Raw genomic sequence first — 22684 nt, 5'->3', positions numbered from 1 at the left:
CTATATTTGCCGGAATGAAAACTTCAGTATATAACTCCAGGTACTTTATTGCCATCGGAGTATTTATCTTACTGTGTTTTAGTGGGATTGGTTTTTTTATAACCAGTAAATTCAATAAGCGCACAGAACGGATCAGCATGGATATGGCAACCAGCATTTATCAGCTGAAATCCAATGTTATCAATAATGAGTTCAGAGGTTTTGTCGGAGGATTGAACAATGCTGAACTCATCCTGCCTCAATTCAAATCTGCCAGTGATTTCCTGAAAGGGGAAAAACTGGTCAATGCACTGCTGTTAAGCCACTCTAAAATAAAACATGGTTGGTATGCTATGATCAGTGGGCGGGATACTGTTTACAGGACGATCAATGAAAATGGAACTCTTTATCAGCATGGTGAGATATTATCTTATCAGAAGAACTGGATTCGTAATCAACTTCTTTCAACAGATACCATCACAAGAATAGGGACTATTATTAATGTAAAAGATTCCATTCATGGCTTGCTGGCTACCCGGCATCGCCTTGCAGATTCCTCTACGCTTATTCTGGGGCTGGATATCAATTTCAAAGAATTACAACGTTATTTGTGGGGGGTAGATAGTAAAAGTCGCGCATCTATCTATATCGTTGACGAACAAGGCGATTACGTCCTGAGTCCAGAGGAGAAGCAGATCGGAAAACAAATGCCAGGTGGAATCAGAACAGCTGGTCTTGAAAAGCTTGCTGATAGTATAAGTTTCTATGAAATAGCTACATCTTCTTACCTGGGAATGCCTGTTTTTCGTTTTTATACCCCGTTTGGGATCAGCCGGATGAAATGGACTATGGTATTGGAAACACCGGTTTTTGTGATAGATGAAGACGTGAAAGCGATCGAAAAGTATGTGTTTCTGATGCTGATTGCTGCCACCCTGATTATCCTGGTTTTAATAGAATGGTCGCAAGCTAAATGGCAGAAGCAATTTATGCTGAGACAGCAAGCCGAAATACTCGCTGCACAACAGGAAAAAGAGAATGCAATCCTGCAACTCGATAAGCTCAAGGAAAAGCTCGACCCGCATTTTCTTTTTAATTCACTGAGCTCGCTGAATGGTTTAATTGAAGAACAACCTGATTTGGCTAAGGCATTTGTCGTTAAGCTTTCCAGGGTATACCGTTATGTTTTAGATCCTACGCAGAATGGATTGGAAGAAGTTTCCAGAGAAGTACGTTTTGCCAGTGAATACTTTTTCCTGTTAAAAATACGGTTTGGTGAAGCATTGGCATCTTTAGAAATTGATATTAATCCACAACACTCTTCTGCTTACATTCCATTTATGAGTGTGCAGACTTTGGTCGAGAATGCGGTAAAACACAATATCGTTTCTAAACTTCAACCCCTGCATATCAGTATCAGGAGTGAGGGAGAAGGTATAGTGGTCACCAACAACTTACAGCTACGCACCGATGTGAAAGATTCAGGGAAACAAGGTTTGAAATATCTGCAGGGTATTTATGCGCACTTTGGAGACTTCCAGCTGAGCTATGGAATTGAACATGGGACGTATCAATGCTTTTTGCCACTGATTAAAAAACCTTCCACTCCTTAAAACTGCGCTTTCACTTCACATAACAGGACTTTCACTTTTAATAATTTCATAATCTCCCAACTAAGGGGGATTTTGTAGCATGATTTTGACTAAAAAACTTTTGAAATTGTCTTTTACAGCGCTCTTTTTATTCTTATGCAATGTAAACGGTTTTACCCAGATACCTAAAAAACTACCTGTGCAGCCTAAGAAATTACCTGTGCATAAAGGTAAGATTACCAGCAAAAAAGCAGTTACAGACACGCTTAAAAAGAAAACAGATAGCACCAGTAAAAAGGAAGAGAAAAGTTATGCCGAATTATTAAAGAAGGCAACTACACTAAAAGGTTTGTTTAAAGTACACCAGGTGGAAAACGATTACTATTTCGAAATTCCGCTGAACCTGATGGAAAAAGACTTTTTAGTAGTCAATAAAATATCATCAGTACCGTTGGCACTTAACGAATCAGGTGTCAATAAAGGAATGAACTTTGATAACAGAGTCATTCGTTTCTCAAGAAATAAAGCAGCTAAAACAGTATGGGTTAAGGTTATCGTACCGCAGGTAGAATCTCCTGCGGGCGATGCCATTACGCGCTCAGTGAAAGATAACTTTACCGGTTCTGTGATCGAGTCATTTAAAATCGAAGCCTACTCGCCTGATTCGTCGGCCGTTGTGGTAAAGATGAACAAGGTTTTTGATGGAACGGAGAAAAGTTTCAATGATGTATTTAATGATATGGGATTAGGCGCAACACCTAAAACTTCCCTTTCAGCTATTGAAAAGATTAAAAGTTTCCCTCAGAATATTGTCGTTCGTGCATTAATGAGTACCAGGGTAATGGATGCGGGAATCAGTGTACCTATTAGTATTACGGTGACCACTAATATTCTTTTATTACCTGAAAAACCAATGAAACCTCGTTTTGCAGATAACAGAGTCGGTTTCTTCAGTACACCAAGATGGTATTTTTCAGATGCACAGCATAAGCTGGAAACCAGAGAACTGGTTACCCGCTGGAGAATGGAACCTAAACCAGAAGACCGCGCAAGATATCTTAAAGGTGAATTGGTAGAACCAGTTAAACCAATTATCTTTTATATAGACCCTGCTACTCCGCCAAAATGGAGAAAAGAAATTATTGCCGGCGTATATGACTGGCAGAAAGCCTTTGAGCAAGCAGGTTTCAAAAATGCAATTCAGGCTCGTGAAGTTACAGATACTACCGATTACGATGGTGACGATGTACGCTACTCAGAAATTACTTATGCCGCTTCGCCTAAATCAAATGCAATGGGCCCGGCAGTAGTAGACCCAAGATCAGGAGAAATTCTGGAATCTGATGTGGTATGGTGGCACAATGTAATGACTTCAGTTCAATACTGGATGCGTGTGCAAACCGGAATCATTGATCCTGAAGTAAGAAATAATGACGTGTCTGATCAAAGAATGGGACATGCGATCCGTTTCGTTTCTTCTCATGAAATCGGCCATACTTTAGGGCTGAAACACAATATGTCTTCTTCGGCATCTTTCCCGGTTGACTCTTTGCGTTCCCCGGCTTTTACCAATCGTATGGGCGGAACAGCTTCTTCCATTATGGATTATGCACGTTTTAATTATGTAGCACAACCAGAAGATAAAGTCACTAATATCACTCCTCAAATCGGTGTTTATGATAAATATGCTATTGCCTGGGGATACCGCTGGTTACCAGTAGAAGATCCGCACCAGGAACTACCAATCCTTAAAGAATGGATTAAAGTACATGCAAATGATGCGCTGTACCACTACGGGGAGCAGCAGCAAATGAAAAACATCGTAGATCCAAGAGCACAATCCGAAGATCTTGGTGATGATGCCGTAAAAGCAAGCCGTTACGGACTGGCGAATTTAAAACGTCTGATCCCGCAAATCTTAACCTGGTCTGCACCAGAAGGTGATAATTATTACCAGGCCGGTAAACTTTACCTGGCTGCAATCTGGCAATGGCAAACCTATGCAGAGCATGTAACTGCAAACATCGGAGGTTATTATCTGGAAAACCCAGTGAGCGGAGACGGTAAAGATGCTTATACCCCGGTACCTGTTAAGATTCAGAAAGGTGCATTGGAATATTTCAAAGACCAGGTGTTTACTATGCCCGAATGGTTGTTCAACAAAGAATTACTTAAAAAGACCTTCCCTATAAAAGATACACCAGTAGGCCCGATGGAATATGCACCATTAAACCTGAGACGTGAATATCAGTATGGTTTGCTTTACAGTTTATTAGGCGAAGACCGTCTATTGAGAATGCTGGAAATGGAAGTTCAGTTTGGCAAAGAAAACGTATTCACTGTTGGCGAATTGTTTAAAGATATCCGCCCTGCAATTTTCGCAAAAACCTTAAAAGGAAAAACATTGTCTATCACAGACCGCATGTTACAGCAAAATTATGTAGATGTATTATTGGTGAGTACCGATAAAATGCTGGAGAAGATTACTAAGAAATCATTGTTCCAGACCAGTCTGAATAACTTGCCGCAAACCTGTGATTTAGGTTTAAATAAAGAGGAAACTGACTTAAACCATGCGATGGAAAACGGTATCAATCCTGCGTCAAACCTGAGAAATATTTATGTCACAGCAATGAGCCGGACGTCGGAAGTTGCAGCGGCTAAAAGAGGAGAACTTTTACAAATCTTAAACCTATTGGAAAATAATAAAAACAGAGGTGATGAGGCGACTAAGGGGCATTATATGGATTTGATCCTCCGTATTCGTCAAAGTCTTCAAACTAAATAAACACACACAAGAACACACACACATATAAACACACCACACACACACAATTCACACATTATCAAACACACCTAAACAACAAACTATGATTAAAAATCTACTGTTAATACTCTTCCTGATTGGCCTTAGTCTTTCAGGATACAGTCAGAAACAAACCACTATCAGTGGGCAGGTTTTGGATCCGGAAGGATTGCCAATACCAGGTGCATCTGTCTATGTGGACAAATCCACGATAGGTGAACAGACCAATGTTACAGGAGTAATCCAGAATACAGCGATAGGTACCGTGACTAACGCTGAAGGTAAATTTACATTAGCTGTTCCAGAAGGCACACCAGCCATTCGCGTAAGTTATATGGGGTATAGTTCTGTATTGGTCAATATTATCAATAAGACTAAGCTTACCATCTCTATGGCCAGTAGTGATAATAACCTTGGCGAAGTAGTTGTGAACGGGTATACTGCGATTTCAAAACGTAAGAATACCACTGCAACAACTGTGCTGGACTATGACAAAGTTCGCCAGTCTGGTGTTTCAGGAATTGATCAGATGCTGGAAGGTCAGATTGCCGGTGTAGCAGTTACTTCATTGGGTGGTGGCCCATCAGGAGCACCAAAAATCCGTATCCGTGGTACAGTTTCATTGAATGGCGGACAAGATCCTTTATGGGTATTAGACGGGATTCCATTAGAAGGAACAAACTTACCAAATAACCTGACAGATAAAGATAACATTGACCAGTTGCGTAACTTGCCAATCGCAGGTTTAAACCCTGATGATATCGCTGATATTACAATTTTAAAGGATGCAGCAGCAACCTCTATTTATGGAGCCAGAGCTGCAAACGGAGTTATTGTGATCACGACTAAAAAAGGGAAAAAAGGACCAGTCTCAATAAACTTTAATGCCAATACTTTTATCTCGGAACGTCCCAACCTGGATAAACTGAACCTGATGAACTCAACTGAAAAAGTTGACTTTGAATTAGGACTTGCAGCAAGACCAGATCTTCTTTACCGGAACAGTCAGGGCGGGGTGGCCAGAATTCTTAATCAGAATAAAGAATTGGAAAATTACCAGACCAATGGTTTTTCAGCTTTGAGCCCGGCTACACAGCAAGCAATTAATGCACTGCGCGGAAACAATACAGACTGGGGTAAAGAACTTTATCAGACTGCTATTAATCAACAATACAGTTTAAGTCTTTCTGGTGGAAATGACCAGGCCAATTATTATTTTTCAGGTGGCTATTACGACGAAAAAGGAACAACCATAGGTACCGGGCTGAAAAGATATAACATGACTTTGAAAACCGATTTTAATATCTCTCAGAAGTTAAAGCTTGGCGTTGCGATTTTCGGTTCCAAATCAGATCGTAAAAATTACCTGGCAGACATAGATGGTTTTACCAATCCTGCAAGATATTCCAGAAATGTCAATCCATATCAGCAGGTTAGAAATGCTGATGGAAGTTATTCCTATGACAGAGATATTTTTGGTACAAATAACCTGCGTGGTGATATTTATGTCCCTTTCAATATTATTGAAGAAAGAAATAACACCCGTTATACTTTAGGAAATAAGAGTGTAAAGAGTATTATTGATATGGACTATCAAATCATTAAAGATTTGAAATTACATTCTGAACTGGGTTTGCAGTTTGAAGAGACAGGCATTGAAAAATATGCAGGTGAAGAATCTTATTTTACCCGTAAATTCAAACAAGGTACAAGTTATTACAACTCTAAAACCAAGCAGTACGAATACTTTTTGCCTGCCGGTGGAATTATGCAAAATCAGCAGACTTCTTTCTTCCAATACAACTGGAAAACTTTACTGGAATATAAAAAAGTAATCAACCAGAAACATGAAATCGAAGCACTTGCGGGTACTGAATTCAGGAAAAATAACAGCGATGACCTGGCCACTAAAGCTTTCGGTTATAATGAACGTACTTTAACCAACCAGAATATTCTATTCCCAAATTCAGACAGGATAAATGATGAAATTTATCGTGCTTACAGAAAATCAAAACTGAGTAATGCCTATGCTTCTTTCTATGGTACACTTTCTTATACTTATGATCGGAAATATACCGCTTACGGAAGTATTCGTTACGACGGATCAGATTTATTTGGTGTAGACCCTAAATACAGGTACCTGCCAATTTACTCTATCTCGGGTGCATGGAATGCGAATGAAGAAGATTTTATCAAGAAAGCAAAATGGATATCGAATCTGCGTTTCCGTACTTCATATGGTATACAAGGGAATATTGACAAAAACACTACGCCGCAAATTGTCGGCAGATACGGTAGTGCTGATATATTACCAGGTGGCACACAAGAAACAATTAACGTAGAAAGCCCGCCTAACAATAAACTTCGCTGGGAAAAAACAACTACGTTTAATGCGGGGGTAGATCTGGGATTATTCAACAATGCTTTCCAGATTACTTTTGATTATTACAACAGGAACAGTAAAGACCTGATCGGCTTACAATCTTTACCATTAGAGAATGGATTTGAATTTACCAACTCTAACTTTGCACAGGTTAAAAATAAAGGATTGGAGCTGACTATTTCTACAAGAAATATCAGTACTAAAGGATTCCAATGGTGGACTGATTTCAACATCGCCCATAATAAAAGTAAAGTTACCCGTGAAATGGCCAGAGCTAATCAATTCACGCCATCAAGAGAAGGTTATCCTGTAAATGCGTTATTCGTTTTGAAAACAGCAGGATTGGATGCTAATGGAATTCCACAATTCATCCAGGACGGTAAAGTGGTATCCGTAGAAAACTTCTATAAATTATATGATCCATATGCAGATTTCTTCCCTGGAAATGCTACAGCTTCTTCTTTAACTAATAAAGAATACCAGGGACTATTTACTTATGCAGGTGATAGAGACCCTAAATATACAGGAGGTTTGATTAACCGTTTCCGTTTTGGAAATATTGATCTGTCTATTTCGGCGATCTTTAACATCAGTCAGCTAATGACTGCTACACCTGCTTATAATCCAGCAGCCGTTGACCGTGGAATGAATTTCTCTAAAGATATTTTAAATGCATGGACACCTGCCAATACCAACACCAATCAGCCTCAGATTTTTGATAGTGCAACTGGTGATGGTAGCCGCTGGATGGCTTATAACTGGTATAACAATACTGATCCTGGAAACTCTTACAAATCTTTAGATGTTTTCGCTAAAAGAATGAGCTACCTGCGTGTAAACAGTATTCGTGCAGGTTATACTTTACCAGCAAAAATTTCATCGAAGATCAAAGCAAATTCATTGAGATTTAGCGTTGAAGGCAGGAATTTATTCGTATTAAGTACAGGCTACAAAGGATATTCTGATCCTGAAACTTACGGTAATATTTACGCTCAGCCTATTTCAAGAAGTATCTCAGTTGGTTTGAACGCAACATTTTAGACTTAAAAATAGATTCAAAATGAAGAAAATTATAAAATTATCTGCTGTACTATTGGTGTTACTCACCTTGGGCAGTTGTAAAAAATATTTAGATATAGAACCCGTAGGAAAAGTTGTCCCTAAAACTGCGGCCGATTTCAGGGATTTATTGAATACCGCTTATGCTGGGTTCTCCACAAATAAATCACTTTTGGCTATACGTACAGATGAATTGGCTATCGATGAATCTGGTGTTGACATTGCATTTTATCGTGATATTTTTAAATGGAACGATGCATCTCCAGATCCTGTAACCACCTCTTTCCAATACCTGGAATTTTATAAAACTATATTTTATGCCAATGAAGTAATTGCAGAAGTACAGGATAAAGCAGGTAAAAATGCGGAAACAGATCAATTGAAAGGGGAGGCTTACTTGTTAAGAGCTTACAGTCACTTTGAATTATTGAACGTATATGCGAAACCTTACCAGGCAGCTACTGCTGGAACTGACCGCGGGGTACCTTTGTCACTCCAAATGGATCTGGAACAAAAATATGCTCCTGCCACCGTTGAGGCTGTCTATAATCAGGTAATTGACGATATTAATGAAGGTCAGAAATTATTAAATGTGGCTACCTTCGAAGCTGGAAAGAACTATCGGTTTACCACACGTGCGGCATTGGCGCTGAAAGCCAGAGTCTATGAATTTAAAGGAGACTGGAACAATTCATTAGCAGCAGCGCAACAAGCTTTAGCACTAAATAATCAATTAGAAGATCTGAATGTTACAGGGAGTAAATTGCCAAATCATTTTCAGGCCAAAGAGAATATTCTGTCGATGGAGAAAACACTGGTAATCTCTGTAGCGCAGTCGTTCTTTATCTCTTCACATTTATTGAGTGTTTACAATCAGGCGAATGATCTTCGTTTTCCAATGTATTTTAGTAAATCAAGCGATGGATATGTTTCGCAGAAAACGACAGGCAACGAATCTAAGATTTCTTTCCGCAACGGAGAATTATACCTGATCCAGGCTGAAGCAGCCTTGCAAACTGGTAATACAGCATTGGCAACAGAAAGCTTACTGGCACTAAAAGCGAAGCGTTTAAAACCAGCTTACTTCGAAACGGAGAAAACAAGAATTCAGGCATTTGCGAAAACAGATCTTTTAAAAGAGATTTATGCAGAGCGCGAAAGAGAATTAGCTTTAGAAGGTCACCGTTGGTATGATTTAAGAAGATACGGACAACCTGCTTTAACGCATACTATAGCTGGAACAAGTTATACTTTACAGCTAAATGATCCAAGATATACGCTGAGATTCCCTAAGGAAGCAGTCGTGAATAACCCAAATCTATTATAGAGTTTGAGTTGAACTATCAAATGATAGATTAAAGATGATTTAACTCCGGTCTGTTTCTGCAGGCCGGAGTTTTTTTTTACATTTACAGTTAAGCAATTCAAGCATGACTGTACTGATTATTGAGGACGAAGAACTGGCTGCAGTTACCCTGCAGAATATGCTCGTGCACATCAATCCTGAAATACAGGTACATGCGATAGTCGGGACGGTAGAAGCTGCGGTAAACTGGCTGCAAAACCACCAGGCAGATTTGCTGTTTATGGATATCCATTTAGGTGACGGAGAGAGTTTCCAGATCTTCCAAAGGGTTGAAGTGAGCAGTCCGGTTATCTTCACCACAGCATACGATCAATATACTTTAAAAGCTTTTAAGAACCAGGGAATAGATTACCTGCTTAAACCCTTTGACGAAGAAGATGTGCGCAGTGCATTAACTAAGTTGAGTAATATCCGCCAGACCACTATCAACACTCCTCAGCTGGTACAAAAGGTAGAAGAAGTATTAGGGAGAACGCGTAACCGGTTTATGGTGAAAGTAGGCAAGCTGATTAAAACAGTACCTGCCGATCAGGTAGCTTACTTTATGGCCGATGATAAGTATCTTTTCCTGGTTACTAAAGATCAGCAGAACTATATCATTGAAGAAACGATCGGCAGTTTGGAACCCAAACTCGATCAGGATAATTTCTTCCGGATCAACCGCAAGTTTATCATTCATATCAATGCAATTAAGGAAATGTACAAACTTTCCCGCAACCGGGTCAGAATACATTTATCTCCAAAACCAGAAAATGTGGAGGTCGTTGTCAGCGAAGAAAGAGCAGAAGCTTTTAAAAGATGGCTTGATCAGTAAGGGGGGCAGGATGAACATACCGAAGAAAATAACCAGAAACGAAGAAATCACTACTGAATATTTTGCTTTTCTGGATCAGCATCTGGCTAACCTGATTGCCGGTAATGCTATAGAAATGCTGGAAATTAATGAAATTGCAGCCCATCTTTTTATTTCTGCAAAACACTTAAGCGAAACGGTACAGCTCACCCAAGGTCATCATCCCTGTTATTTTTATGATCAGAGAATACTTGCAGAAGCAAAAAAGATGATGCTGGAAACCTCTTTGTCTATTGCTGAAATTGCGCGTAAACTAACTTACGATCCTTCTAATTTTTCAAAATTCTTTAAGAAATATGTTGGCATGAGCCCTGGACAATTCAGGAAAAATCAGAAATAAAGCTAAAATGACTCCGGATTAAAACTTCCGAAAAGCTCACCACGTTGTACTTGATATTAATGCGAACCTTTGATTATTGTATGAATTAATCATCTAATCGAAAGTTTATGTCAGTAAATGAATTGAAAGGTAAAGTGGTATTAATTGCCGGTGGGGCTAAAAATCTAGGAGGGCTGTTAAGTCGTAATTTCGCTGAAAAAGGTGCAAAGGTTGCCATTCACTATAATAGTGACAATACTAAAGATGCTGCTGAGCAAACATTGGCAGATATCCAGGCCAAAGGAGGAGAAGCCTTTTTATTTAAAGCCGATTTTACAAACGTTGAAAATATCAGTAAATTTTTCACTGAAACTAAAGCGAAGTATGGCGGTATCGATATTGCCATTAACACGATTGGTCAGGTCTTGAAAAAACCTTTTGGAGAAACTTCAGAAGCTGAATATGACAGCATGTTTGCTATCAATTCCAAAGTGGCTTATTTCTTCATCCAGGAGGCAGGCAAGCAATTAAATGATCATGGGAAAATATGTACGATAGTGACCTCGTTGCTGGCTGCTTATACCGGTTATTATTCTACCTATGCAGGTGGAAAGGCTCCGGTGGAACATTTCACCAGAGCGGCCTCCAAAGAGCTTGGAGAGCGTGGAATTTCGGTTACTGCAGTAGGCCCCGGCCCTATGGATACCCCATTCTTTTACGGACAGGAAAATGAGGATGCTGTTGCTTATCATAAATCGGCTTCGGCATTAGGCGGGCTAACGAATATTAAAGATATCGCACCTGTTGTGGAATTTCTGGTGACTAAAGGCTGGTGGATTACAGGCCAGACTATTTTTGCAAATGGCGGTTATACTACACGGTAAATATCATTTTTTATTCAAAAAGCCAGTGGTTAACTGGCTTTTTATATCTTCAAGGTTTTGCTATTGAACTTCCTTTTCTTGCACTTTCTCTTGTTATTATTTATTTGCAGCATCCTTTAAGTAAATGATAAATTGAGGTACGGCGGATATGTACTCCTGCAGGAGTTGACAATACAATGGTATCCTTAACTTGAAAAGCAGGTATGTGAATTAAATCAGGGTTTAGTGTATTGCTGAAATGGTGATTGATTAAAATCCCACCAGTCTTGTGCCAGCCTGTTTTGAAGGTCAGCCCAGTAAGGATCATTCTGATCAAACCTGAAGGCATAACGCAGCAAACTATAGCAGGTTGTAAACTGCCCGGTGGCAATTAATGCAGCAGGTCTGTTTTCTGCCAGATGGTTTTTGTCGAACCAAAGTGAGGTATCCATTTCTGTTGCCAGTTCAGCTACTTGCTGTAAAGCCGGAGTGGGTTTCATCAGCTCTGTCAGACTCATTTTTTTTCCGTTGACCAGTACAGTCAGGTTCTTTTTATACCAGGGCTCTCCTTTAAGGTCTGCGGTCCGCTGACAATCATTTTTTGGACTCAGAGAATAGATGGCATTCATCAGGCTGAACTGGCGCCAATGTTTCAATTCTATTTGCTGAACTAAGTCTTCTTTTTCGCCTTTTTTCAGCAAAGTGCCATCAGCTTTGAGTTTCCGTTCAGAAATCTTCTCAAATAATCTATCATAAGATACTCTTCTTATCTTTTTGAGAAATACAATTGCAGAAAGGTAAGCTACAGAGGTAGCGCGTGAAACTATCAATTGCAAAAGGACACTGAGCCGCAAACGTAAGAAATAGGAGATACGCCCAAGAATAACGATGCCATAAGTCTGTTTTTTTTCCTGTACTTTTTGATAGGCAAAAAAACCGCTGACTGAAAAATAGAGGATTGTCAAAAGTAAAGCAGAACTTATTCCTAAAAGTGAAAATGATAGCCCGGCAAAAGTTTTAGTCAGTACACCGGTGATACATATTCCGGTAAACAGGATTAAAATAAGCAAGCATTGAAGGAGGTTAAGTCTTTGCAGCCAGCTCTTTTTATTCTCCTCAGGGAAATTATAGCCACTGGTATAGTTACTGCTCACATCACAAGTAATATACAGGTCATAACCAAATACATTTTTGTTCTGAAGCCTTTCTTCCGCTTTTGTAAAGGAGTCAATCCCCTGGTTGTCATCAATTCCGCCATCCATTAATACAAAATGGGGTGGAGGGATAATGGATTGTTCCCCCTTATCAGGTGAAAAGCGCGGATCTGTTTTTATCGCAGCTTCCAGATCGCTTTTACTTAACTGATTATAAGTGAAATCATTTGGGAAAACGAAAGGCTCAAAGCCTACAGGGAAACAAGAGGAACAGGCTAATATATCAGCCAGCTTAATTTTCTTCAAGATTTCCAATGCATATTTCTCTCCTTTAAATCTGAGGAATTTATTGCCAGGCAGGCCGGCATTCTGAAATCGGAATAGCATACCGTTATCAAATTCAGTTGCATTGGCACAAACTTCTTTAACACCGTTTTTTACAGGTTTCCAGTAAATACCAAATACTTCTTCTTTAAAAAGCAGTTCATCGTAAGCAATGGCAAATGCATTGATGATATTTCTTGATTTATCGGGGCGTTTTTTCCAGGCGCTTTCTGCATTGAGGATTTTAAAAACCCGGTCGATTAGTTTAGTTCCGTGCAGAATATGTTTAGTCATACTGTCATAAAACTCATCAAAAGGTTGTCCCTTCCGCTGACTGGCAGTATAGGCTAAATTTGTAATGGTTCCACCCGATGCGGAAGAGATAAAATGAACAAGCGAAGTCAGTTTTTTACCATCAATATAAACAGTTTCCATATAGGACAAACAGCCCAGCGAGTAAGATGCTGCCCGAAAACCACCCCCTGAAAAGCTTAATGCAATATGTTCAGGTTTTCGTGGTTGAAGCACTGAATATTCCATAGTGTAGTTTGTTTTAGTCTGGTCTTGTGGATTGACGACAAAAAGGTATGACTAATTTCGAACAATATCAAAGGAAACGCAACTGTAAAAAAACAGCACAGCTACTTGATAAAGCCAGCCCGGTTAAAAATGAAAAGATAGCGGGATATTGTAAGCCACTCTTACGGGCTCACCTCTCATTTTTCCAGGTTCCCATTTTGGAGATTCACTCATCACTCTGGTTGCTTCTGCTGCAATATCCGGATGTATGGCATTCAAGACTTTGATGTCGGTGAGGGTGCCATCTTTTTCTATGGTAAATTTCATTTGTGCCACCCCTTGAATACCTGCTTTATAACAACTGGGCGGATATTTAATATGGTTGGCCAGATAACTGTAGAATCTCTTCATTCCACCTTTAAATACGGGCTGAATATAGGCTTCAGTATATTTATAGGTGATATGCCGGGCATTTATACTTTCTCCGGAAATTAGTTTACCATGAACATAAGTCTCTGTATAATTAGTGGAAGAATCTTTTGTTTTTCCTGTCCAGACCCCTTCGTGCAGACCATCCTTAAGCTGACCTCTTTCCAGAATTTCTTTAAAATCATTGTCATAAGCGATGTATTCGCCATTTCCGCTGACTGTCAGATCTTTACCAGTCATGTCTTTAACGGTTAGTATCTTTTCATCAGGTGACACCCAAAGCAATTGTTTAGCCTGTTCAGGAGTAATGCTGTATACCCGTACACTGTATAATTTGCCATCCGGATAATAACTGGTTGTCGTGTCTATTTCATGACCTTTGATAAAATGAGATGTTTCCTCCAGATTACCGTTCGGATAAAATGCAGAGCGCGGCCCTTCATAAACCGGAGGATAAATTCTGCTGGAAAACCCGGTGCTTTTTACTGTACCATCCAGGTAGTATTCTTTAACCTTGTACAATTCACTGCCCGGATCTGGTTCTATGACGTGACGGATAAAATCAGCACTGTCACGTTCGGTAACGCGGGCTCCATTGTTTTTGATAAAATAAGTGTTTCTGCGTTGTGCGGACGCGGTTAAAAAAACGCAGCACAAACCGAAGAAAAGAAAATTAAAGCGATACATATTCTGGCGAAATTGAAGTGCAAGTTATCTACTGTTATTTTAAATTAAAAATTAATCTGATTTTTAATTGGGAGTAGTTGATGTCTGTTTAAACAAGCTTTAAAAACCATTGTGTTTTAGTCTTTTATTTTATTAGAAATGCTGTAATTTTATAACATCATATAAATGCTATCCGCATAGGAAATGATCCTGGCTTTTCAAATGACATAACGGATGAAAATCAAACCATGATAGCTTCATAAAAGATAAAAAAAACAAATATATCCCATGAGAAACGTTACGCTCTTACTCTTCTTTTTACTCAGTTCTTCTTTTGTTAAAGCACAGGATTCTTTAAAATACAGGGTGATCTTTATTGGAGATGCCGGTGAAATGAATACTGCACAAAGAGAGTCTTTGAAAAATGCAGCGAAACATGTCATCGCTGGAAAAACAACAGTGATGTACCTGGGAGATAATATTTATCCAGCAGGAATGGGCTTGCCTGGAAGTAAAGAAGAAGAGACCACCAGGCAGATTTTGCAATCTCAATTTCAGCCGATGCGGCAAATGGGTGCTGCTGTTTATTTTATTCCCGGAAACCACGATTGGGATAAAATGGGGCCTGATGGTTTAGCTAAAATTATCCGTCAGGGAGAATACCTGGCTGAGCAAAATGACTCCTTACTTAAAATGATCCCACCGAACGGATGTCCTGATCCGACTGCGATCCAATTGACAGACAATTTAACGATTATCGCTTTTGACAGCGAATGGTGGTTATATCCTTACGCTAAACAAAATCCTGAATCTGAATGCAGCTGCAAGACTAAAGATGATGTGATTGCCCGCATGCAGGAATTGCTGGAAGCTAACCGGGGAAAAATTATTTTATTCGCCGATCATCACCCGCTTCAGAGTTACGGTGCACACGGTGGATATTTCACCTTGAAAAATCATATTTTCCCTTTAACCTCACTAAATAAAAATCTATATATCCCTTTACCCATTATCGGTTCGTTGTATCCTTTGCTGCGGTCTTCTTTTTTGAGTCCTGAAGATTTGAAGCATCCTTTTTATAAGGATATGATTAAAAAGATAAACGGTGTTTTCGGTGCTTATCCGAACCTTACTTATTTTTCGGGACATGATCATGGCCTGCAGCTGATCAAAAGTGAACAACTGAACCTGCAGGTCTTGAGTGGTGGTGGGGCTAAACATTCTGCCAATAAGAAAGGTAAAAACTCTATTTTCCAGGAATCAGAACAAGGCTATGTAATTGCCGATTTGCTGATGAATAATGATATGCGTTATGACTTTTATGTGTATACAGAGCGTGGTGTCAAAAAGGTCTATAGTTATACTAAACCCTTTGTACCTGTTGCCCGTGAATCTGGAAATACAGTGAAAGTGATTACAGAAGATAGTATTTCTATCAAAATATATCCGAAATATGATAGTGTAAGTAAAGTTCACCGTTTCTTTTTCGGAGAAAATTACCGGAAAGAATATGCATTGGAAACTAAAGTACCAGTAATCCGGCTTTCTGAAATTAAGGGTGGGCTGACTCCGCTGCAGCGCGGTGGTGGTTTCCAGTCGCACTCTTTGCGTATGGTGGATAAGCAAGGAAAAGAGTGGGTATTGAGAAGTGTAGAGAAATATCCGGAATCCCTGTTGCCAGAGAATCTGAGAGAGACTTTTGCGAAGGATATTTTAAAAGATAACATGTCTGCACAGCATCCGTTTTCGGCATTAATTGTACCGGATATCGCTGAAGCTGTAGGTGTGGCTCATGCCAATCCAATTATCGGGTGGATTTCTCCGGATGCTAACCTGGGTAAATACGGAAGGGTATTCGAAAATACGCTTTGTCTTTTGGAAGAAAGGGAGCCGACTGGCAAGTCTGACAATACCTATAAAATGTATAAGAAACTGGCCAGGGACAATGACTATACTTATGATGGGCCCCAATACCTGAAAGCGAAAGCACTGGATATTTTGATCGGGGACTGGGACAGACATTTTGATCAGTGGAGATGGACACTGGATAAATCGGGAGAAAGAGACGTTTATCAACCCGTTCCACGTGACCGTGACCAGGTGTTTTATCTGAGTCAGGGATTGATTCCCAGATATGCACAGTCTTCTTATCTGTTGCCAATGATCCAGGGATATGAAAGAAATGTGAAAGATGTAAACTGGTTCGTTTGGGAAAGCAGAGCAATGGCTACCCGTTTATTAAGCCAATTATCAGAAAAACAGTGGATGGATATCATTCATACTTTCTGTACTGATTTAACAGATGAAGTGCTGGAAAAAGCATTAAGGAAATTGCCGGAGCCAGGTTATTCTTTACGCCATGATCAGCTGCTGGCACAATTGAAAGAGAGAAGAGCAAAATTGCCTGAAATGATGAATGAATATTATCATTTCTTTAATAAAATCGTAGACATACAAGCAAGTGATAAAGGCGAACTGATAGAAATTTCGGATGCTGCTGGTGGCGGATTAACTGTGGACATCCATCAGTTATCAAAAAATAAAAAGGTGAAAACGCAAATGTTCGTCAAGACTTTTGATCCGAAAATTACAAAAGAAATCAGGTTATATACCCACAATGGAAATGATAGTCTTGTTTTAAATAATAAATCAACTGATATTAAATTGCGTATTATCGGCGGGCATGGAGTTAAAGCTTATCATGTAGAGAATTCTTATCACAAAGTAAAACTATATGATAAAATTGATAGTGCTGTGTTTACTGGTGATGCTGGCAGGTTTACTAAAATATTGTCAAATGATACGGGCAATGTTTCTTACAAGCAAACAGATTTATACCACAGAAGTATGTATTTGCTGAATGGCGGATTTAACAATGATGATGGATTATCATTAGGCTTCTCTGTTAAATTTATGAATCCTGGATTTAGAAAATTCCCTTACGGAAATACACAGCAGTTCTCTTTTATCCACTCTTTTAGTACCAAGGCCTTTAAGTTTGATTACCGTGGAGAATGGATGCACACTTTCGGAAAAGCAGATCTGATTCTGCAGGCCAGTGCATATGCGCCGCACAATACACAGAATTTCTTTGGAGCAGGGAATGAAACTTCTTTTGATAAATCAATTGATGGGATCAGCTATTACCGGGCAAGATTTAGTTTATATCAGTTTGATCCGGCATTGCGCTGGAAGCGGCCAAAGTCTTCGTTTAGTGTAGGGCCATCTTTTCAATATTATAGCTACAATAAGGATGACAATACGGGAAGATTTATCAACAATAGTGCAAACCTGCATTCTTCAGATAGCCTGACCATTGCAAAAGATAAATTATATACAGGTGTTGTGGTTAATTTTATCAACAATACCCGTAACAATGAAATCCTGCCTTCTTTAGGAAGTTATATCAATTTGAAGTTGCAGGGCTATACCGGTCTGAATAAATATGCTAACACCTTTGGTCAGTTCCTGGGAAGTGTTGCTTTATATAAAAACCTCGATAGCAGGTCTGATTTTGTAATCGCAGAGCGCTTTGGTGGTGCAATAACTGTCGGTAAACAACCCTTCTATCAATCTGCATTTTTAGGTGGAGAAGGGACTTTACTGGGCTTCCGTCAATTCAGGTTTGCAGGTGATCATAGTTTTTATAATAACCTTGAAATGCGGGTTAAACTGGCAGATTTTGTGAGTTATGTATTACCGGGGCAATTGGGCTTGCTTGGTTTTCATGATATAGGCAGGGTCTGGAAAAAAGGGGAAGAATCAACTAAATGGCACAATGGTGTAGGTGGCGGACTATATTTTGCTCCTGCTTCTATGACAGTTGTACGTCTTGTTGCCGGGCATTCTGAAGAGGGCTGGTATCCTTATATCTCTTTAAGTTTCCGATATTAAGCCTAAGCTGAATTTGAATTGGAAACAGGACTTATCAACAATTTACAGCATGTAATTTATTAGGTTTTTAAATTGTTTATAGCATCTTAGTGAAAAATTATTACCTTAAGGTATGAGCGAATTACTGAAAGAAACTACGATTATATTAGAGAATGAACGCGCTTTAATCCGTCCGCTTAGTCCAGCTGACCATGAACATTTATTGCCTTTTTCATTGAATGAGCCTGAAATATGGCACTATTCATTAACGCGTCCGGATAGTGCTGAAAGTCTGACAGCTTATCTGCAGGCAGCGATGGAGGATAAGGAAAAAGGAAACTCTTATCCATTTATTATTTTTGATAAGCTAACTAATAGTTATGCTGGTTCTACAAGATATTATGATATACAGCCAACCTATAAAACCCTGCTTTTTGGCTATACCTGGTATGGTGGTGATTTCCAGGGAACCGGGCTTAATAAAAACTGTAAATATCTTTTATTAAAATATGCTTTCGAAGAGTTGGGGATGGAAAGGGTTGAATTCAGAGCAGACAACAGCAACCACAGAAGTATAGCTGCGATGAAAAGTATAGGCTGCAAAATTGAAGGTGTGCTGCGTAACCACATGCCCGATGGACATGGTGGCAGAAGAGATAGTGCGATTCTCAGTATTTTGAGAAAAGAGTGGTTTGATTTTGTAAAAGCAAATCTGGAAGAAAAGATCTCCAGTTAATGAAGAAAAGATCTCCAGTTAAAATAGATGTTGATGTGGCTATTAATGAGAGCCACATCAACATCTGAAAAAATAAAGCCTATATTTTCTCTTTTTTCTTATTAAAAGAAAACCTTCTGGCAATACTGAAACCCCAGCGGTACTGGCCTTTTAGCCAGGAACTGGTTGTTTGAGATATATACTGCATCTCTTCTATGGCTGCTGCATTGGTGAAATTCAGGTGAAAAACGTGTCCGCCTGTTTCAATTTCCAAGCCTGCACCTAAGGGATTATAAAATTTCACCCCACTGGTTTGTTCCAGATAAGCCTTGTCGTCTTTGTTCCGGAACGGAATAAAATAATCAACCACAATAGCCATTCGCTTACTGATTTTAGCTCTGGCTCCTGCACCAACAGCAAAGAGATCATTCTGATCTCTGAAGGCGGTAAAGTTTTTATGCAGGTAAGTTGGTGTCAGGCTAAAGGAGAAGTTTGAATTAAACTTCCTGGCGAGAATAACCTGGCTGACAAAATTCATCCGGTCACTGAACTTATGGTAAGCAGTAGCTGCGGCAGGATCATCACTGGCTTTAACAGCGGCAATCGTATTGCTCCCAAATAAGGTAACCGCAAAAGGAATATAATCGTCTGTGGTCTGTTCCAGTAACCTGTATTTTATGCTTCCTTCATAAAGCTGTTGTACATCGGTTGCACCTTTTGCCCTGGCCAGACCAATGCTCAGCCGGTCGGTCAGTCCATAGTCAAAACCAATCCGTACATCAGTGGAATTGTCCAGTCCAAAAAACTGTTTTAACCCGCCGTTGCTGCCTGCGATATCTCCAAAGCGATGATCCACTTTAAATTCCAGCTCATTTTTATGGATCGTTTCATTGGTATGCCCGTTAATTAATTTGGTATCTTTGAAGGTGGCAAATACCTTTTCATGGACCGGGTTCGTATTGGTCAGTTCTTTCTCCAGGTCCTGCTGTCCAAAACTATGCAAGGCGCTGAAAAGCAAAGCTATCAGCAGTAGTTTTTTCCGGAATAGCGTTAATTGTCTTTGTATCATTTTATAATGTTTTCGTAAATGGTCGGTTGAGGAGAATTAAGATGGATTTTTGGCCTGGTACACTGCAGATAAGCGTACTTCTACGAATTCTGCAATGTTCTTGAAAACCAGGGTAGGTACTTTGATATGGTGATCTTCGATTTTCACTTTAAAGGTGGTTTTCGCAGTAATTACTCCCTGAACAATAGCCAGGGTTACTTTGCCCTGGTAAGGTTTGACCACACCGTGGATATCCAGATTGCCTGCTACAGAAACCGTATAATTTCCGTCTTTGCTGAGGTCAATATCATCTGTGATTTTTCCACTGAATTTAGAAAATGGAAATTTGTCACTTTCCATATAGTTCTCATTAAAGTGCTCTTGCATCAGTTTCTTTTGGAATTGAAAAGAGGTGTTGCTGACCTTAAAAATGAGCTCTTTCGTTTTAGCGTTGATTACGGAACTCGCCGTATTGCTTTTTCCTTCTATGTCTTCCATAACCGTACTGGAAAAGAAAGAAACCGATGCGTTTTTACTGATTAAAATATCCTGACTGCGGGCATGAATTGCGGACAGGCAGATGCAAATAAAGAGTGATACCCTTTTCATGATATAGTTTGTTTTCATTTGATAGTATGTTCTCATATGGCGATGATTAAAAAATTATTGGAGCATACCCTGGTCAAACCAGTCTTTGATAGATTGGAGTTCTGCCGCAGAAAGCGTCCCTCCGATCGGCATGGTTTTGCTGACTAAAACAGCTTGTTTAATTTTGTCTGCGCTGCCAGTAACGGAGGTATAGCCATTAAAACTCCAGGCAGCGGATGCTCTTTTACCCGGAGCATGGCATCCAGCACATCTGGCCTGAAAAAGGGGTTGCAGTACTTCGGCATAAGAAACCTTGGTACCGGGTTTTTCCGGTACCACAGGCTTGGGTTCATCAGCCTGATTTTTTGAACAGGCCGATAAAATGAGAAGGGTCATCATGATTGTAATCACAGGATAGGTGAATTTTGACATCGTATTTAGATTAAGGTGTTAATGCAATTGTATTTACAGTAAGAATTGGCCACAGACCTGCGCCTACGCTGACGCCTTTAGTGTCACCACGTTTGGCATCTGGTCCGAAATAATAGAGTGGATGGCCTTTATAGGTTAATTGTTTTTTACCCGCAGCTGTAATCTGTACGAACATATCTTTTTTAATTACTGAGGGTACGTTTAAGATATCTGATTCATAGATTGGCCAGGTTCCATTGTTACTCAGGTCTGCTTTGGTATAAGTATTCAGGTTGAACTTATCAGGTGCAAATGCGTATAAAGTTCTGCCAGCTGCGTCTGTTAGGTATTGGGTAATTCCTGTACCTTCTTTTTCGTCAGCGGTATAATTTTTACCATCGACACCTACCAGCTGATTGTTTGCGAACATCACTGCATAATCTGGTTTAGCGACAAACCAGGTTCCGCCTGAGCCATCTCCATTGACATCTCCTTTATTGGAGTCACCAGAGAAATAGTATAGCGGCCATCCTTTATAAACGGTTTGTTTTTTGCCATCAGCGCGGGTAATTGTACTGATATCTGTTGCTGTAATTCCTGTAGGAGCAGTTTCGTTGCCTGCATAATAAGGCATCCAGGTAATGGCACAAGCACCTGAACAGCCTGAAGTACCATTGGCGTCAATGGCAAAAGCATACAGGGGTTTTCCATTGGCATCAGTCAGTATACTCCCAAATTTTGCATTGGTTGTGAGCGCAAGGTTAGCTGTGGCTGGCGCAGTAACGGGTGGGTTACCGTAAGGATCTTGTCCACCAGGTGTAGAGTCGTTGTTTTTTGAACAGGCCGAGAGCATAACAATTAGTGTCAAGCTGCAAAAGGCCATACTTTTTCTTAAAGATAAATTCATGGTTGTTGAGGATAAATGTGAATAATGTTTTTAATTATTGCGGTTACGGCGATACAGAGCTAAAGGTTGTGTGGTGTTGCAATAAAATATTGTTGATAAAAATAATTAGCTGTCCTACAGGTTTTTAGGTGTTAAAACAAATTTTCTTATTAGGTTTGGCAACCTTTCGTCTATAAGCAACGTATTGGTAGGAAAATGGCGCAGGTTAAATTATAAGAATAGGTGCAAAGTATCATTAGCGGGTGCATCAATAAGGAAAGATCAAGTCAGTATCTGCTCTATAAAGAATTTTATAGTTATTGCATGGCTATATGCCGTCGGTACGCTTTAAATGACTTTGATGCTGCCGAAGTATTAAATGATGGGTTTCTGAAGGTTTTTACTCATATTGGAAAATATGATCCTGAAAAACCCTTTAAACCATGGCTTGCGCGCATTATTACAAACACAGCGATTGATCATTACCGGATGAATCTGAAGTTTTCAGACCACGATGATGTAGATGATCATGAGGAAATAGGGCAGGCTGCTTCGATTTATGAACAGCTGGCTTATAAAGATTTACTGGTTTTAGTTCAAACACTTTCCCCGGCTTATCGTACTGTATTTAACTTATATGCTATTGATGGTTATTCGCATGAAGAAATAGCCAGTCTCTTAAAAATATCGACAGGAACATCTAAATCTAATCTATTTAAAGCACGACAACAGTTAAGAGAAAAACTCATGGTCTTGAATGTAAACAAGCCAGCAGAAGGAACTGCCGATTTACAACAGGTTGAGCGAAGGGTCATTGGGTATAATGGAAAATAAATCTGGTTTTAACAATG

General features: G+C 39.6%; 16 protein-coding genes. 10 read left to right on the top strand and 6 right to left on the bottom strand.

The features are described from left to right. The first annotated feature begins 14 nt into the window (after nt 1–14). From ABIB30_RS14555 to ABIB30_RS14525, 7 genes are all read left to right on the top strand, one after another. On the top strand, nt 15–1592 hold the full coding sequence (locus ABIB30_RS14555) for a sensor histidine kinase (RefSeq protein ID WP_354303194.1): 1578 nt from the start codon (nt 15–17) through the stop codon (nt 1590–1592). Nucleotides 1593–1770: 178 nt separating this feature from the next. Beyond that, the gene (locus tag ABIB30_RS14550) at nt 1771–4359 is read left to right on the top strand and encodes a zinc-dependent metalloprotease (protein WP_354303192.1); all 2589 of its coding nucleotides are present in this window, start codon (nt 1771–1773) and stop codon (nt 4357–4359) included. 82 nt (nt 4360–4441) lie between these two features. Continuing rightward, a complete protein-coding gene (locus tag ABIB30_RS14545; RefSeq protein ID WP_354303190.1) occupies nt 4442–7801 on the top strand; it encodes a SusC/RagA family TonB-linked outer membrane protein in 3360 nt (1119 codons plus the stop codon). A gap of 19 nt (nt 7802–7820) precedes the next feature. Then, nucleotides 7821–9146: a RagB/SusD family nutrient uptake outer membrane protein gene (locus ABIB30_RS14540; RefSeq protein WP_354303188.1), complete on the top strand. Its 1326-nt coding sequence runs from the start codon at nt 7821–7823 to the stop codon at nt 9144–9146. A 103-nt stretch (nt 9147–9249) separates the two neighbouring features. After that, nucleotides 9250–9999: a LytR/AlgR family response regulator transcription factor gene (locus tag ABIB30_RS14535; RefSeq protein ID WP_354303186.1), complete on the top strand. Its 750-nt coding sequence runs from the start codon at nt 9250–9252 to the stop codon at nt 9997–9999. Between the two features lie 10 nt (nt 10000–10009). After that, the gene (locus tag ABIB30_RS14530) at nt 10010–10378 is read left to right on the top strand and encodes a helix-turn-helix domain-containing protein (protein ID WP_354303184.1); all 369 of its coding nucleotides are present in this window, start codon (nt 10010–10012) and stop codon (nt 10376–10378) included. Between the two features lie 107 nt (nt 10379–10485). Next, complete coding sequence (locus ABIB30_RS14525; protein ID WP_354303182.1) at nt 10486–11241, top strand: SDR family oxidoreductase; 756 nt, start codon at nt 10486–10488, stop codon at nt 11239–11241. Nucleotides 11242–11456: 215 nt separating this feature from the next. On the opposite strand, the gene ABIB30_RS14520 is transcribed toward ABIB30_RS14525, so the two are convergent. Both ABIB30_RS14520 and ABIB30_RS14515 read right to left on the bottom strand, forming a co-directional pair. Continuing rightward, on the bottom strand, nt 11457–13238 hold the full coding sequence (locus ABIB30_RS14520; protein WP_354303180.1) for a patatin-like phospholipase family protein: 1782 nt from the start codon (nt 13236–13238) through the stop codon (nt 11457–11459). Nucleotides 13239–13361: 123 nt separating this feature from the next. Continuing rightward, the gene (locus ABIB30_RS14515; protein WP_354303178.1) at nt 13362–14333 is read right to left on the bottom strand and encodes an energy transducer TonB; all 972 of its coding nucleotides are present in this window, start codon (nt 14331–14333) and stop codon (nt 13362–13364) included. A 267-nt stretch (nt 14334–14600) separates the two neighbouring features. Here ABIB30_RS14515 and ABIB30_RS14510 point away from each other — a divergent pair, with 267 nt between their 5' ends. Next, on the top strand, nt 14601–18206 hold the full coding sequence (locus ABIB30_RS14510) for a BamA/TamA family outer membrane protein (RefSeq protein WP_354303176.1): 3606 nt from the start codon (nt 14601–14603) through the stop codon (nt 18204–18206). Nucleotides 18207–18318: 112 nt separating this feature from the next. Further along, on the top strand, nt 18319–18921 hold the full coding sequence (locus tag ABIB30_RS14505; protein WP_354303174.1) for a GNAT family N-acetyltransferase: 603 nt from the start codon (nt 18319–18321) through the stop codon (nt 18919–18921). A gap of 79 nt (nt 18922–19000) precedes the next feature. Here ABIB30_RS14505 and ABIB30_RS14500 read toward each other — a convergent pair whose 3' ends face one another. The 4 genes from ABIB30_RS14500 to ABIB30_RS14485 are packed head-to-tail and all read right to left on the bottom strand — an operon-like array spanning nt 19001 to nt 21854. Continuing rightward, nucleotides 19001–19969, bottom strand: coding sequence for a DUF5777 family beta-barrel protein (locus tag ABIB30_RS14500; RefSeq protein WP_354303172.1), 969 nt, complete (start codon nt 19967–19969; stop codon nt 19001–19003). Between the two features lie 36 nt (nt 19970–20005). Next, a complete protein-coding gene (locus tag ABIB30_RS14495; protein ID WP_354303170.1) occupies nt 20006–20593 on the bottom strand; it encodes a YceI family protein in 588 nt (195 codons plus the stop codon). Nucleotides 20594–20611: 18 nt separating this feature from the next. Then, on the bottom strand, nt 20612–20968 hold the full coding sequence (locus tag ABIB30_RS14490; RefSeq protein ID WP_354303168.1) for a cytochrome c: 357 nt from the start codon (nt 20966–20968) through the stop codon (nt 20612–20614). Nucleotides 20969–20978: 10 nt separating this feature from the next. Continuing rightward, nucleotides 20979–21854 carry a hypothetical protein gene (locus ABIB30_RS14485; RefSeq protein WP_354303167.1) on the bottom strand — a complete coding sequence of 292 codons (876 nt, stop codon included), beginning with the start codon at nt 21852–21854 and terminating at the stop codon, nt 20979–20981. Nucleotides 21855–22076: 222 nt separating this feature from the next. Here ABIB30_RS14485 and ABIB30_RS14480 point away from each other — a divergent pair, with 222 nt between their 5' ends. Beyond that, nucleotides 22077–22667 (top strand): RNA polymerase sigma factor, encoded by a 591-nt coding sequence (locus ABIB30_RS14480; protein WP_354303165.1) that lies wholly within the window; start codon nt 22077–22079, stop codon nt 22665–22667. Nucleotides 22668–22684: the final 17 nt, after the last annotated feature.

Source organism: Pedobacter sp. UYP1 (assembly GCF_040547305.1).
Taxonomy (GTDB): Bacteria; Bacteroidota; Bacteroidia; order Sphingobacteriales; family Sphingobacteriaceae; genus Pedobacter.
The sequence above is the reverse complement of the archived record's forward strand: the minus strand, read 5'-3'. Positions and strand labels throughout refer to the sequence as shown.